At 55.3% G+C, this 14,782-nt stretch carries 12 protein-coding genes; 4 read left to right on the top strand and 8 right to left on the bottom strand.

Translation table 11 applies throughout. The annotated features are described in order from the left end of the window. Positions 1-331 precede the first annotated feature (331 nt). Complete coding sequence (locus tag ACMXD4_RS18305; protein WP_033158370.1) at positions 332-820, top strand: TlpA family protein disulfide reductase; 489 nt, start codon at positions 332-334, stop codon at positions 818-820. A 19-nt stretch (positions 821-839) separates the two neighbouring features. On the opposite strand, the gene ACMXD4_RS18300 is transcribed toward ACMXD4_RS18305, so the two are convergent. Then, positions 840-2,243: an amino acid permease gene (locus tag ACMXD4_RS18300; RefSeq protein WP_415879029.1), complete on the bottom strand. Its 1,404-nt coding sequence runs from the start codon at positions 2,241-2,243 to the stop codon at positions 840-842. A gap of 72 nt (positions 2,244-2,315) precedes the next feature. Here ACMXD4_RS18300 and ACMXD4_RS18295 point away from each other — a divergent pair, with 72 nt between their 5' ends. The 3 genes from ACMXD4_RS18295 to ACMXD4_RS18285 all read left to right on the top strand — a co-directional run bounded on the left by ACMXD4_RS18295 (position 2,316) and on the right by ACMXD4_RS18285 (position 4,384). Next, positions 2,316-3,080, top strand: coding sequence for an exodeoxyribonuclease III (locus ACMXD4_RS18295; protein WP_415879028.1), 765 nt, complete (start codon positions 2,316-2,318; stop codon positions 3,078-3,080). 99 nt (positions 3,081-3,179) lie between these two features. Continuing rightward, on the top strand, positions 3,180-3,800 hold the full coding sequence (locus ACMXD4_RS18290; protein WP_415879027.1) for a uracil-DNA glycosylase family protein: 621 nt from the start codon (positions 3,180-3,182) through the stop codon (positions 3,798-3,800). 59 nt (positions 3,801-3,859) lie between these two features. Further along, positions 3,860-4,384 (top strand): REP-associated tyrosine transposase, encoded by a 525-nt coding sequence (locus tag ACMXD4_RS18285; RefSeq protein ID WP_415879026.1) that lies wholly within the window; start codon positions 3,860-3,862, stop codon positions 4,382-4,384. Positions 4,385-4,811: 427 nt separating this feature from the next. Here the strand turns inward: ACMXD4_RS18285 and ACMXD4_RS18280 are convergent, their stop codons facing one another. The 7 genes from ACMXD4_RS18280 to ACMXD4_RS18250 all read right to left on the bottom strand — a co-directional run bounded on the left by ACMXD4_RS18280 (position 4,812) and on the right by ACMXD4_RS18250 (position 14,745). Then, positions 4,812-5,594: an FRG domain-containing protein gene (locus tag ACMXD4_RS18280; RefSeq protein WP_415879025.1), complete on the bottom strand. Its 783-nt coding sequence runs from the start codon at positions 5,592-5,594 to the stop codon at positions 4,812-4,814. A 74-nt stretch (positions 5,595-5,668) separates the two neighbouring features. After that, positions 5,669-7,087: an efflux transporter outer membrane subunit gene (locus ACMXD4_RS18275; protein ID WP_415879024.1), complete on the bottom strand. Its 1,419-nt coding sequence runs from the start codon at positions 7,085-7,087 to the stop codon at positions 5,669-5,671. Positions 7,088-7,236: 149 nt separating this feature from the next. After that, entirely contained in the window at positions 7,237-9,174 is a 1,938-nt protein-coding gene (locus tag ACMXD4_RS18270) for a MacB family efflux pump subunit (RefSeq protein WP_171694346.1), read from the bottom strand. Then, the gene (locus tag ACMXD4_RS18265; protein ID WP_253734362.1) at positions 9,171-10,379 is read right to left on the bottom strand and encodes an efflux RND transporter periplasmic adaptor subunit; all 1,209 of its coding nucleotides are present in this window, start codon (positions 10,377-10,379) and stop codon (positions 9,171-9,173) included. The genes ACMXD4_RS18270 and ACMXD4_RS18265 overlap by 4 nt, the downstream gene beginning before the upstream one ends. Positions 10,380-10,904: 525 nt before the next feature. Then, positions 10,905-12,137 carry a DNA adenine methylase gene (locus ACMXD4_RS18260; RefSeq protein ID WP_171694347.1) on the bottom strand — a complete coding sequence of 411 codons (1,233 nt, stop codon included), beginning with the start codon at positions 12,135-12,137 and terminating at the stop codon, positions 10,905-10,907. Further along, the gene (locus tag ACMXD4_RS18255; RefSeq protein WP_033158377.1) at positions 12,130-12,921 is read right to left on the bottom strand and encodes a hypothetical protein; all 792 of its coding nucleotides are present in this window, start codon (positions 12,919-12,921) and stop codon (positions 12,130-12,132) included. The genes ACMXD4_RS18260 and ACMXD4_RS18255 overlap by 8 nt, the downstream gene beginning before the upstream one ends. A gap of 177 nt (positions 12,922-13,098) precedes the next feature. After that, positions 13,099-14,745, bottom strand: a complete 1,647-nt coding sequence (locus ACMXD4_RS18250; RefSeq protein ID WP_415879023.1) for a phospholipase D-like domain-containing protein — start codon at positions 14,743-14,745, stop codon at positions 13,099-13,101. Positions 14,746-14,782: the final 37 nt, after the last annotated feature.

The raw sequence follows: 14,782 nt of genomic DNA, 5'->3' as shown, positions 1-14,782 counted from the left end.
TTGCTATTCCAAGATGCTATGTCTGAGACATAAACTTTTAAACAAGCGAGATTTTTAAAAAAATGTCGGATAGTTCAATAATTTGATAGGCGTATTGGTTTGCACAAGATTGCGTGGCTTAAAAAGATTCAACCATTCGTTAAAGCAGCCGGTAGGTAAAAGCAAAGTAATAAACTATGTTAAATGACTACATCGCCTGAGTTGAACATGGACCACAGCAACTTTATTGTCATCTCTTCCGTTTGGGCTTGAATGTCGTCTGGACTGGCGCTAAGGTGCTTAGTTTTTTGATGGCAAATTCGGCCCTGGCAGCTAATTTAATAAGGATACTATGAACACAAGAACCATTCTGGTTGGTCTAGCTTTAAATCTCATTGGCTGTAGCGTGGTTTTGGCGGAACAGCCCGAAATAAAACCCTTCACTCCCGGCAGCTATCAACAGATTTTGGCGGTAAACGCCAACAAGCCGTTAATGCTGGCAATCTGGTCGGTGGATTGCCCATCCTGCCTGAAGGACATGGACATACTGGGTAAGCTGCACGAGAAACATCCGGCTTTGAAAATCGTCATGCTAGCCACCGACGACGCGGAAGCCTTGCCGGAGATCAAACGTATCATCGACAGCCATAAACTCGGCGGGCTGGAGAATTGGGCTTTCGCCTCCGATAATCCGGAAAAACTGCGTTACGAGATCGACCCGGCCTGGTATGGCGAATTACCCAGAACCTATTTCTTCGATGCCGGCCATCAGCGGGTGGGTAAGAGCGGGGCGATGTCGCTGGAAGAATTCGAGGCGCAACTCGGTAAGCTGAAAATGTAATGCAGCCAAACCCGGCCCGTCAGCCGTGGGGCGCGGGCTGCCGCAAACGGTACAGGCCATAAACCGCAAAGCCGATCAGGTTCCAGATCAGAAAATACAGCTGCGTAGTGCTCGGCAGGCTGATAAACAGATACAGGCAGCCCAATATCGCCACCGGTCCGGTGATCCAGACAAACGGTGCCGAGAATTTCCGCGGCATTTCCGGCTGTTGATGCCTGAGCAACAACATGCAAACCGCCACGACACAGAATGCCAGCAGCGTGCCGGCATTGGCCAGTGCGGCGATGTCCGCCAGCGGAGACACGCCGGCGATGATACTGACGATCACGGCGGTAAACACACTGGTGCGCACCGGCGTACCGCGTGGCGACACTTTGGCCAAGCCGCGCGGCAGCAAGCCGTCACGGGCCATCGCAAAGAAAATCCGGCTCTGTCCGTAAAAAAACGCCAGCACGACCGTTGGCAAAGCGATCACCGCCGATGCCGCCAGCCAGCGTGCCGCGTTAGGTTTGCCCAACTCGCGCAAAATCAGCGCCAGGGGCTCCGGGCTGTCGGCGAAGCGCCTATAATCCAAAGCGCCCAGTGCTGCCACCGCCACCACGACGTAAATGGCCACGCAGATCAGCATCGAGCCGACGATACCCAGCGCCAAATCGCGGTCGGGGTTACGGGTTTCCTCCGCAGCCGTGGCAATCGCATCGAAGCCGTAGAAGGCAAAAAAGATGATGGCCGCCGCAGCCATTACCCCACGCTCGACGCCGTCCGCGCCCGGGGTTTTAATGAAACCAAACGGTATAAAAGGTTGGAAATGCTCGGTTTTAAACAGCGGCAACACCACTGCGATAAACAGCAGTAGGGCGGTGAGCTTTACCACTACTAACAAGGCATTGACGCTGGCGCTTTCCTTTGTGCCGATCAGCAAAAGCATGGTGACAGCCAGGATGATGAAAATTGCCGGCAGGTTGATCAGCCCGCCCAATTCCGGGCCTTGCATCCACTGCATCGGTATGCCCAAGCCTTCCTGCAGCAGTGGCGCCGCGTAACCGGACCAACCGACTGCCACCGCACTAACCACCAGCGAATATTCCAAAATCAAACTCCAGCCCACCAACCAGGCGGCCCATTCGCCGATCACGATATAGGCATAGGTGTAAGCGCCGCCGGCGGCCGGCATCTGTGTGGCCATCTCCGCATAAGCCAAGGCCGCGCAGGCGCATATCGCCCCGGCAATCACAAACGCCAGGATCACCCCCGGCCCGGCCTTGGCCGCGCCGACGCCGATCAAGGTCAGAATGCCGGTGCCGACAATCGCCCCCACGCCCAGCGCGATCAGGTGCGGCCAGCTTAAAGTAGCTTGCAGTCGGTGTTCTGCCGGTATGCTGTCAGCGGCCGACCAGGGTTTACGCCGGCGCCAGTTGTTCATCTTGCGTCCCCGCTGCGGCGCGCAAGCCGGTAAAATACCCAGTCAATTCGGTCTATCCCAATGGAACCCCTCATGAAAATCATCTCCTGGAACGTCAACGGCATCCGTGCCGTGCAAGATAAAGGTTTTGCCGATACGCTTAGCCAGCTCGACGCCGACTGCGTGTTGTTGCAAGAAACCAAGGCCCAAGACGAGCAAGTCAGCAAGGCTTTGGAAAATATACACGGCTATCACCTGTACTCCAACTCGGCGGAACGCAAGGGGTATTCCGGTGTGGCGATATTAAGCCGGCAGCCGCCGCTGCAAGTGGTGCACGACATGGGCATCGCTGAGCACGACCAGGAAGGCCGGATCATCGTCGCCGAATTCGAAAAATTTTATTTGTTAAATGTCTACGTGCCTAACTCCGGCGACGGTTTGGCGAGACTGGATTATCGGCAGACTTGGGACAGAGATTTTTTGGCCTACATGCAAAAGCTGCAACACCAAAAGCCGCTGATAGCCTGCGGCGATTTCAATGTCGCCCATCAAGCCATCGACATCGCCCGCCCCAAAGCCAACTACAACAAATCCGCCGGCTATACCCAAGTCGAGATCGACGGCTTCAGTCATTTTGTCGAAGCCGGTTTGATCGACAGTTTCCGCCATCTGCATCCCGATACCGTGGCTTACAGCTGGTGGAGCTACCGCGCCAATGCCCGCGAAAAGAACATCGGTTGGCGGATCGATTACGTGCTGACCAGCCAGGCGCTGCTTGGGCAAATTAGCGATGCGTTCATCATGCCGGACGTCTTTGGTTCGGATCATTGCCCGGTCGGCATCGAGCTGGCGCTTTGAGCGAAATGATCGAAAAGTCCCCCTCTCCCTCCGTACCCGCAGGGCATAAAGGAGAGGGTTAGGGTGAGGGATGTTTTTAATTTTTTTATTCCGACAATCATGAGCGACCAACAGCATTTGCTACAACAACACCGTCAAGCGCTGCTGGCCTGTACTCGCTGCCCGGCCATGATCCGCCCGGTGGTCAGCGGCAAGCCGGTATTGTCGCCGGTGTTGCTAATCGGTCAGGCACCCGGCGATAAAGAAGGCGTGCTGGGCAAGCCGTTTGCCTGGACGGCGGGTAAGACGATGTTCAAATGGTTTGCCCAGATCGGCCTGGACGAAGCCACATTTCGGGAGCGGGTTTATATGGCGGCGGTGTGCCGCTGCTTCCCGGGGAAAAATCCCAAAGGTGGCGACCGCGTACCCAATCCGCAGGAAATCCAGCAATGCGCGTCGTGGTTGCAGGCGGAAGTCGAGCTGTTGCAACCCAAGCTAATCATCCCGGTCGGCAAACTGGCGATTCAGCAAATGCTGGAGGTGGATAAGCTCAGCGAGGTCATCGGCGGTTTGCACCGCCTGAATTTTCACGGCCACGACACCGACGTCATCCCGCTGCCGCATCCCTCCGGTGCCTCCACCTGGCATCGCACCGAGCCGGGTGCCGGTTTGTTGGAAGCAGCCTTGGCAACTATTCAGGCGCATGCGGCCTGGCGGCAAATGTTGGGGCGTCCAACGTAGGGCGCAATAACCAACGGGCATTGCGCCGCATTGAATCAACTTCCTATTGAAATTAAAAAATGGATTACCGAAGAATTTGGCACCCCGGCGGTACCTATTTTTTTACCATCAATTTGTTACAAAGGAATGGTAACGATCTGTTGATACAACATATTCACCTGCTACGAGAATCAATCAATACGGTTAAAACTAAGCACCCGTTCAAAATTCACGGTTGGGTGGTATTGCCGGAGCACATGCATTGTTTAATAGAGTTACCGGAAAACGACATCAACTACGCTACGCGAATACGGCTGATAAAAATTGGATTTTCTAAGGCCATACCCAAAACCGAACGCAGATCGAACGTGCGAGTTAGACGCGGAGAACGCGGAATATGGCAACGGCGTTATTGGGAGCACCTGATACGGGATGAAGCTGATTTTCAAGCCTACTTGGATTATATACATTACAACCCGGTGAAACATGGCTGGGTAAAACAAGTAAAAGACTGGCCATACTCGACTTTTCACCGATGGGTTGAAAAGGGCGTCTATCCGTTAGATTGGGCAGGAATTGACGGAGATTTATATGACTTTGAGTAACTTTAAAATACGGCACAATGCCCGTTGGATAGGGTGCCTTACGGTTTTCGTGTTACAAGTCCAATTGTAGGGCGTCAATAGGCGCAGCCGTATTGCGGCGTATGTTGGCCTTCAAGCATGCGGCGCATTACGCTATCGCTAATGCGCCCTACGAGCTCAAGTTCAAATAAGGTACGAGGTACTTACGCTACATGGCTTTGAGTAGCTTTAAAACACCGCGCAATGCTTGTTGGTTATGGCGCCTTACGCTATCGCTAATGCGCCCTACGAGCTGTTGGATTCAACCGCCGGATGCGGAAAACCGCACGTCCGGTGGTGTGGCAGAGGTGACGGGCGCAATCCCGTCATCCCGAGCCGATCTGTATGTTGGCCTTCAAACATGCGGCGCATTACGCTATCGCTAATGGGCCCTACGAGCTTGCATTTATTAACTCAGCTTTAGTTCTGCCCTTAGCGTCATGATTTGCATATGGCCGTTGGCAACGGGGTTGAATTGGTGAGACTTTATTTCGGCAGCTATTCCAGCAAGGCCAGGGTAAATGAAGGACGTCGATATGCCAAGCATTCTTAGGCGGCACCTAATTTCAGGTTTCCAGAAGCTTTTTATTGTGATGGTCTTTATGTCAGAAATATTTAGTGGATTGAATGGATCTTTGGGGCAGGAAAAGACAGATTTTTGATTGATGTAACGCTCGTCAGTGTACCTTGGCCTTACAAATATGAAGTTCCCTTGGTGCGGCTGAATGGAGAAGATGCCGACAGGCGTTGCTGCCTGTTCTTTTGTGTAGGTTACTGTTTTGTAGTCAAAGAGGTCGTACTGATCAGTGACTGCGTGCTTCAAGTAATAGATGCAACCATCTTTGTTATCATTTCGCTCAGTTGCGAAGAATAGAGCAACAAGGGGGTTTGATGACCAATCAAGCAGTCTGGTTGGTAGGCCATAATGCTGTGCCAAAAAAAGCCATTCAAATTCTGATTTCGGTGGATTTTTTAGGAGGGGTACTGTCAATCTCTTGAACTCATTGAGTATGTCTTCCTCGAGAGTTTCTATGTCTCCATAGGTGTTTTCCTTCGTATTTCGACCAATTGATGGTATCAATTGGTGGTTCAAATCCGTGACGCCTCGAAAGATTGAGTCCGGGCCTCCTGGAGAAATATGCGGTAAGGCAAAAAATTCTTGCCAAAAGTGTTCCAACGTTTGTTCTGTCATAGATGTGGATTAGGAGGAGCGAAGACCCCGCATGGCGCAATAACCAACGGGCATTGCTCCGCATTCTAATTCGACTAAGGCCCCGGCGCCAAATCGGACAAATCGGTATTCTGCCCACTCAACGCCCAACCGCCCCCCAGCGCCTTATACATTTGCACCTGGGCGACCAGTACGTCCAGTCTGGCTTGTACCCGGCTGTTTTCAGTGGTCAGGTAGCTGCTTTGCGCGTTCAGCAGGGCTTGGTAATCGACGGCGCCGAGCCGGTAGCGGTTTTGCGAGATGTCGTAGGCCAGTTTGGCTTGGGCGGCGGCGTGTTGCAGGGCTTGCAGGCGGCGGCTGGAGTTGGCGTAGGTGGTGGCCGCGTCTTCTACTTCCTTGAAGGCGGTCAATACGGTTTTCCGGTAGTTTTCCACTAATTCGGCATTGGTTGCCAGGGTATTGCCCAGGGCGCCTTCCAGGCGGCCGCCCTGAAATAAGGGCTGGGTCAGGCCGGCGGCTAGGTTGGCGGCGACGCCGGCCGGTTGTGGGTTGGATAATATGCTGCTCAGGCTGAGTTGCAGTTTGGGATAAAACGCCGCGCGGGCCACGGCGATGTCGGCATTGGCGGCGATCAATTCCATCTCTAACTGGCCGATGTCGGGCCGACGTTGCAACAGCGTGGCCGGTTGCTCGGCGGCGATGGCCGGTACGCTCAGCGCGGCGAATTGCGCCGGCTCCAGCACCAGATGTTGCGGCGGATGGCCCAGCAAAATGGCCAGGGTGTTTTCCGCCAGGGTTTGCTGTTGCGTCAGTAAATCGAGGTTGGCGCGGGCGTTGGCTTGGGCGGTGCGCTGCTGTGCCACTTCCAGTTCGTAAGCGGCGCCGGCCCGCTGCCGGGCTTCGATGATGGTCAAAATCGCGGTGACCGTATTCAAAAAATCGCTGGCGATTTGCCGCCGCTCCTGGATGGCCAGTAAATTGAAATAGGCTTGGCCGACATCGGCCATCACTACCAATTGCAAGGCATCGCGGGCGAACACCTGGCTGAGCAGCCGGGCGCTGCCGGCATCGCGCCGGGCCCGATTGGCGCCCCATAAATCCACTTCGTAAGCAATGTCCAGCTGACCGCTGGTTTTTTGCGTGTCGCTGGCGTTGTTGCGGGTATCGGTAAAATCGCCGTTCAGGGTCGCGGCCGGCCAGAGCCCGGCTCCGGCGATGCGGGCCTGCGCGCGGGCTTGTTCGATCCGCTGGCGGGCGGCGTTCAAGTCGTTGTTATAGGCCAGCGCGTCGGCCATCAGCCGGTTCAATTGCTCGCTGGCAAAGGCCTGCCACCATTGCGGATCGACGTCGGCAGTGTTGGATTGTTCGGCCTCCCGCCATTGTTCGGGCGTTTCCACGACGGGGCGCTGGTAGTCGGTCAATAGATTGCAGCCGGTCGCCAATAGCACCGTGCCGGCCAATAGCAAACGCACAGGCTTGATCAAACGTATTCTCGAATCGCCATGGGTCTTCATTCCCACGAAACCGGGAAGCCATGGTGATGTAAGCTGTTGATTGGATTCCCTCATCCCAGCCTTCTCCTTTATGCCCCACGGGTGCTGAAGGGAGAAGGAGTCTTTTTGAGCTGTTAGAAAGTCCCTGAAGTCAAGGTTAACCATTTTATTCATTCCGCCGCCAAAGCCACGACCGGGTCCAGATGAGCGGCCTTGCGGGCCGGTAGATAACCAAACAGCAAGCCGGTGCCGAAGGCGCAGGAGAAGGCCAGGATCGCGGGCAGTGGAGAAAACAATACCGCCATCTCAAAGTACTTCAGGACATAGCCGGCCGCAAAACCCAGCAACACGCCCATCAGCCCGCCCAGGGTGCAGACCACCGCCGCTTCGGTATTGAATTGCAGCAGGATGTCGCGGCGGCGGGCGCCGGTGGCGATGCGGATGCCTATTTCGCGGGTGCGCTCGGTAACGCTGACCAACATGATATTCATCACGCCGATGCCGCCGACCAGCAAGGAAATCGCCGCGACGATGCCCAGCATCAAAGTAAAGGTATTCTGGGTTTCGGTGGCCGATTCGATGATGGAGGCCATGTTGCGGATGCGAAAATCTTCGGTCTGGTGGCGGGCGATCAACAAGTCGCTGATGGCTTGTTGGGTGGCGTCGATCTGGTTCAAGTCTCGGACTTTGACGGTGATGCCGCCCAGATATTTTTGGCCAAACAGCCGAATCAAACCGGTGCTGATCGGCACAAATACGCCGTCGTCGCGGTCGCTGCCCATCGCATCGGCACCTTTGGGTGACATCACGCCGATCACTTCAAACGGAATATTGCCTATCATCACAAAGCGGCCGATAGGGTCTTCGCCTTCCACAAAAAGCAGTTTGCGCACCGTTTCGCCCAGCACCATCACCGGCGCATAGCGGCGCTGGTCGCGTTCGTCGAAGAAGTCGCCGCTACCGACCGGCCAGTCGCGCACCATCGGCATGCTCGGCGCGACGCCTTGCACGCTGGTGGCGTAATCGACGGCGCCGTAACGCACCGTCAAGCGACTGCTGCGCTCGGGCGACGCCCATTCGACATTATCCAGCTCGGCAATCGCCTCGGCGTCGGCCAAAGTGAGTGTCGCCACGTCGCCGCCGCCGCGAAAGCCGGTCAGGCCGGGGCGAATCGACAAGGTGTTGGTGCCCATCGCCCGCATCTGATCCAGCACTTTTTCCTGGCTGCCCTGGCCGACCGCCAGCATCGTCACCACGGCGGCGACGCCGATCACAATGCCCAGCAAGGTTAAGGCCGTGCGGAACAGATTGGCCCGCAAGGAGCGCAGCGCGGTTTTGGCGGCTTCGCCCAGTTCGGCCAGCAAACCAGCCGCGCCGATGCCGCGGTGCTGGGGCGGGGCCAATCGCTGTCCGCTTTGATTGGCGGTGCCGTCGCTGACGATTTTGCCGTCGGCGATATGAATGATGCGCTGGGCGTGGGCGGCGACTTTGTCGTCGTGGGTGATCAATAAAATGGTGCGGCCTTCCTGATGCAAGGCTTTCAATAAGGCCATCACTTCCGTACCGCTTTGGCTGTCCAGCGCGCCGGTAGGTTCGTCGGCCAGGATGACCGGTGGATCGTTCATCAAGGCGCGGGCGATAGCAACCCGTTGCTGTTGGCCGCCGGACAGTTGCATGGGTTTGTGACCGCTGCGTTCTGCCAAACCGAGTTTGCCGAGCAATTGCAAGGCGCGTTGCTGGCGTTCGGCTTTAGGTAGACCGGCGTACAAGGCCGGAATTTCCACATTCTCGGCGGCGGTTGCTGTGTTCAACAGGTTGTAGCGTTGGAAGACAAAGCCAAAGCTTTCCCGGCGCAGCTCTGCCAGTTGGTCAGGGTCTAAATCCGCGACATTTTGTCCCAGAACTTGGTAGCTGCCGACATCGGCTTTATCCAGGCAGCCGATCAGGTTCATCAACGTCGATTTTCCCGAACCTGACTGGCCGATGATGGCCACAAATTCGCCGGGCCAGATGCTTAGCGAGACATCGTCCAGCGCGCGGACGATGGCATCGCCGTTGGGGTAAAAGCGTTGAATATGTTCAAGTTGCAGTAGGGGCAGGGCGCTCATAATCTGGGCACTCCGGCGCCGGGATAACCCTGATCTCTTTTGCGATTCTTAGCCTTGTCGTCCATGCCGGCGTTGATTTGTAATTTTTCGCCGACCGCCAGGCCATCCAGCACTTGGGCAAAGCGCCGGGTTCTTAAACCAATTTGCACGACTTTGTCTTGCGGGCCTTGTTCGGTAAGGACTTTGACTTGGTAAGCATGGCCGCTGGCTTTATCTTCCTTGCGTTGGCGTGGGCCCAGTGCGTTCACAGGAATCAGCGGCACTTGCTCGGCCTTGCCCAACACGAAAAACATCTGGGTGCTCATGCCGGTCATCAGTTGCCGGTCGCGGTTATCGACATCCACCAGCACGTTGTAAAGCACCACGTTATTGATCACTTCCGGCGTCGGCAAAATCTGCCGCACCGTGCCTTGCCAGCGGCGTTCGCCGGAACCCAGCGTGGTGAAATACACTGGCATGTCGGAGCGCAGGCGCATCACGTCGGCCTCGGCCACTTGAGCGCGCACTGTCATCGTATCCAGTTTGGCCAGTTGCAAAATGGTCGGCGTGGTTTGGTTGGCGTTCAGAGTTTGGCCTTCGCGGGCTTTCTGATCGACCATGGTGCCGGCCATCGAGGCAAAGATTTTGGTAAAGCCCAGGTTGGTTTTGTCGCCGTTCAAGGTCGATTGCACTTGTTCGATTTGGGCTTGCAGTGCATCGGCGGTGGCTTTGGCGTTTTTCAAGGTGAATTCGCTGTTCTGAAAGTCCTGGACGCTGACGCCCTGGCTTTTCAGCAGCTCGCGGTTGCGGTCGTATTGCTGCTGGGCAAACACCACTTGCGCCTGCTGGCCGGCCAACTGCGCCTGCAAGTTTTTGATATTGGCCTCGTCGGCGGCGACCCGAGCGGCGTAAATGCGTGGGTCTATCTGCGCCAGCAATTGGCCGGCTTCGACGTTATCACCGATCTTGACGTAAATCTTTTGCAGCTGGCCGGTGACTTGGGCGCCGACATCCACGTATTCCTTGGGCTCTAGCTTGCCTTGGGCGGTGACGTTTTCTTCCAGATCGCCCAGCGTTACTTCCACGCTATCGGCTTTGTCCTGGTTTGCGTGTTTGGGTTGCTTGGCAAAATACCAGCCGCCAAATGCGGCTGCGATAACCAGTAAAAACAGGACAAGCCAGCGCAGACGCCGGCGGTTTGGGGAGGAATCGAGCGATTGCGGCATGGCAATAATGTATGTCTACTTGAGGATGACGGATAGTTTCCCGACCGGCAGTAGTGGCGATGGCTTCGACAGCGGATAGCAGGATATGGCTTGGCGGGATGCCGGAACGCTAGCTCAAGCCGCCCGCCAAGTCTGCAGGGAGTTTATGCTTTGGTATCGGGCTTGGCAATACTGGGAAGGTAAAGCTTGGTAAAGATGAGGTATCGGATTTTGGTTGGCGTCAATTAAGTAGGGAAGAAGACGCAGTCGACCCAAGGCGGAAGTTCGTGTATTTATCTTGAATGTCGGTTTAAAATTTAAACCAGCCATTCAAATAATAAAAATTGTAGGGTGGATAAGCGAAGCGCCATCCACCATGGGAACGCAAATAGGTGGATGGCGCTTCGCTTACCCACCCTACGGCCCTGCCTTTGCCGCCGGTCGCGGTCATACAATCGATTGATTGTGGCCGGCATCTCGCAGCGCGCTGTCATTGAATAGGCAATTTGAGTTGGAGGAATACTCTCAAGTTGATCCTAAATGTAATTACCGCGGCCAACGAGCAGTAACGTCATACTCGAAAAGCGCCTTGTTGCAGTTCCGCTTCCGTATGATCATCGAAGCAGTGTTTTCGTACCCAAGCATCAGCAGGGAGGCAGTCAGAATCGCTGGGGTATCAACCATGTTTCCGAAGAAGCTGGAATTGCCGACAATGTAATGAAGCTCTGCACCCGGCTCCAGTACGTTTGGTAGCGACGATAAATGCAGGTGCATGTCATAGAAGTACTTGAGCACATAGGTCGCCATGAGCTGAGCATTCTTGCCGTCGCTCTTTGCGATGCGTCCAACCGCATCAGTTAGAACCTCCGGGAGCACTTTGCCATTTGGTCCCCATTCATTTAGGCGACTTGTAGCGATCCCCCAAGTGCCGCCTATCGCCTTCCAATCCATCTCACCCGCTTCTCGGGCTTCTTCAAGAAACTTCATCCAATACATGTATGGGCGAAGTTCTCTAATATAGCTGATGCGATTCGGATAAGGGGGGGAGGTGACGACAAGGTTGAAGCGCCGCCCCATTTCTGGAATAGCGCGGGCATCCACCGCAACAACCGCCCCCTGGCCGCGTAGCTGGGTACCGCTAGAGGCAAGCACGGCATCGAGAATGACTAGATACAGGTCTGTCACATGCTCGACTTCGTGGTCTATCGTCTCCGACGAGAATGACATGGACACGTGATTGAAGGCGGCTGCAGAAGTCTCTATCACCAACCGACAGAAGGCCACCCACGCCAGCCCGGTCGCTCGATCTTTCTCCGGCTCACCGAACACTTCGACAAGTCCTGTCCGAAGTGCCGCTAGAGCTTGGAGTGTATCGGCTGACCACCAGCGCTCGATGTTGAACAGGCGGGGGGTCCAATTGTCCTTCTTCATCAAGGCGGGAACCCGAGCGATAGCCTGTTGGGCACCGTCTTGCACTAAGGCCAAGTGATCAGACGAGTATGACCGGCACTTTACATTGCCAAGCCAGATCAAGAACGGATTGATGTCGAATGAAAGCGCAGAGTTGCCATGCTCCGCCGCCGTAAGTGTCGTGGTCGCAGTCCCGGAGAACGGATCAAGAATCGCAATATTGGGGGGGAATCTGGCGATTATCTCCTTCACCAGCTTTACAGAGTAGGCCGGAGTAAGCCGGAGCCAGCCGTGGCGACCGAGCGACTTGTTATGCTTAAACGTGAGGTCCGAGCGTTGCTTAACGGAATGGCGCGTGACTTCAAGCATTCAACAAGGCTTCCAGCGCTTCTTGGACTTCCTTCTGGATTGCGGGGGAGTTGCGCTTGAAAAAGTCGGCAAGATCAAAGCCCAAGACCTCCTTGCAGAAGGCGAACAGGGATGCGGTCGATGCGTCGTCTGCACGACCGACCAAAACTCCACCTCGGCTGTTTTGATAGCGAAGGACCAAATCACCGTCAATCTGACCGGAGAAGATGGCAAACACGGGCATGTAGCCTTGTGCCCAAGCTACGGCGATGTTGTCGATATCGCCGTTCTGCCGTTTACTATCCTTGCTCTTGTACCCCTGACGAACCTCGAACACCGCGCCGTGGTCGGGGATCTTCGCACCAAGAATTCGGCAGTATTCGGCAACCCACTCGTTCACCCGTGCCTTCACCGCAGCGTTCGTAATGTCATCGAATTGGAGGCGACCATCAAGCGAGAGTGTTTTGTCTTTCCCTGCGCTCGTCTTAGTCTTGTAGGACCATGTGGCGCTGTTCCTGTCCGTGTAGCCCGTGGCATCGATGATGATTTCACGAAAAAGGTTCTCGCACCCCTTGCCGATTTGCCGGTACACCGAGGTCATACCGCCTGCGGCTTTGTGGGCTGCATACATCAGTTCAGAATTCAGGCCGCACCACGCATAGAACGGGTCGGCCCCGTACAAGTCAAGAAACTGCGGAAGGGATACGCCTTCTTCTTTATTTCCCTGTCCAAACTTTGGTTTGTACCGCTTGCATACCTTCAGCGGGTCTAAAAACTTCTTCAACAACTCTTTCTCTGTCGCCACCGGCGATTCCTCTTCATTCTTGGTCTAAAAGCCGCCTCAAAGGCGGCGTTTCCATTATCCCACAATCAGAAAGGCCGAATCCCTGGAATTGACCGCCCGTCTGTATTCAGGATAAAGAGGCCCATTGAATGCCACTTAATCCAAACAATTGGTTCGCTAAAGACTTGCCTAACTCAACTAAAAAAACGCCAACCTCGCCGCCTCGCGTTCGCCGCCGTCGAAAAAGCGCGAAGCCCATTGGTCGGTAGCGTCCAGAAAGCCGGCCTTGGGATCGGTTTTCTTTTGCTTGGCAGTCCAGCTGACATAGTCGCGGAAATAGTAATGATCGAACATGCGCATGAACTCGCCCAAATACACGTCGGCGACCGCGGTATCGCCGATGATGAACAATTGGTTTTCGTCGTTGTAACGGCATGAGTTGGTGCTGAAGTTGGCCGAGCCGGTGACGACCAAGGGATTGTCGGAGAGCGGATCTACTAGCAGGATTTTGGTATGCACATGCACACCGGAATGATGCTTGGATTCGGCCAATAGTCGGCCTTGCCATTGCTCCAAAATGGATTTTTCATCTATGGCGGCACTGGCTGCCAATTGGGTATTGGGCGCGTCGTGCAAGGCTTTACCGACTACATTGCGGGTGTTCAACAAGCCCAAGACGTGAGCCGGCGCTGCGGCCAGGGCCGCTTCCAGGTCGTCGTGCATGGCAAACGGCGCGGTAAAACAGATTAGGCGTTTGCTCGCCGTTACCCATTCCGCGCATGCGCTGACGGCTTCGGTGGATTGGCGCGGGCTTAGCACCAAATGCGAACCGGCCGCGGTCCTGGCCGGTGGTTGGGTTAAGCTCATCACTAGTTTCCGCGAATCGGCACCCGGCAAACTCGGATTTTTCCAGACGGCTTGATGCCAATCGAAATATTGTTTAGCCACTATGGCATCGTTGATCACGTGGCCGACGTTGGATTGTCCGTAAATCGCGCTATCGGTGAAATTGGTCGAACCGGTCCACACCGACACCGGTTTGCCTTTGCCGTTGCTCAGCACCATAAATTTGTTATGCGAGATATTCAAGCCGGCACCGGTGCGGGCTTTGCAGACGCTTTTCAAACCGTATTTTTTGATCTGCAGCGCGGCGTCGAGTGAAGGGCCGTCGCCTTTGGCGTCCAGCAAGCCGTCGTACAAAATCTCCAGCCTGACCTTGCGTTGCTTAGCGCGTTTAAGTGCCTGGAAAAATGCGTCTTTGGCAAATTCGTATAAAAATAAATGTAAGCCCTGTTTGGCTTGGGCTGCGTCGATATAGGCGATCAGGGCCTCCTCCAGGCCGCGCGATAGCCAGCTGCGCGCGTTCTGATCCACGATTTCACCTGCCGGCAAGTGCGGAAAGCGAGAGGCAAAAGCCTGACTGGCGGCCGCGCTACGATTGAAATGCACAGCATGACCTTTGCTGCCGATGGCGGTGGGTTGTTCGCAATTGACTTGCACGGCTACCGAATCGAAAGTCTTTAACGCGCCCGGTTTGCCGGTCAGCGCATGGACGGTGTAGGTATAACTGCGCCCAGGCTTGGTGGTGTAGTCACCCCAATGAAATTTCTGGATCGGGTGATGACGGCTGCTGACGCTGGAGCCGTCGTCGCCGGGCAGGTCGAAGCGCTTTAAGCCGCGTAGCCAAGTGATTTCGCCGTTTTCATGGTCTTCGCGGCGGATGCCGAAGCCGAGTAAGCCGCTGCAATAAGCTTTCGGGCAGGTAAATGCCAGCAGCACCACGTAGGTACCGGCGATCGCTCTGACTTGCAAACCGTTGGGGCTGATATTGATCTCGCTACGCATGGCCGTCTCCGTTTAGATAGAGTGGATGACAAGTTTA

The organism is Methylomonas sp. TEB, assembly GCF_047777895.1.
Lineage (GTDB): Bacteria > Pseudomonadota > Gammaproteobacteria > Methylococcales > Methylomonadaceae > Methylomonas.
The sequence above is the reverse complement of the archived record's forward strand: the minus strand, read 5'-3'. Positions and strand labels throughout refer to the sequence as shown.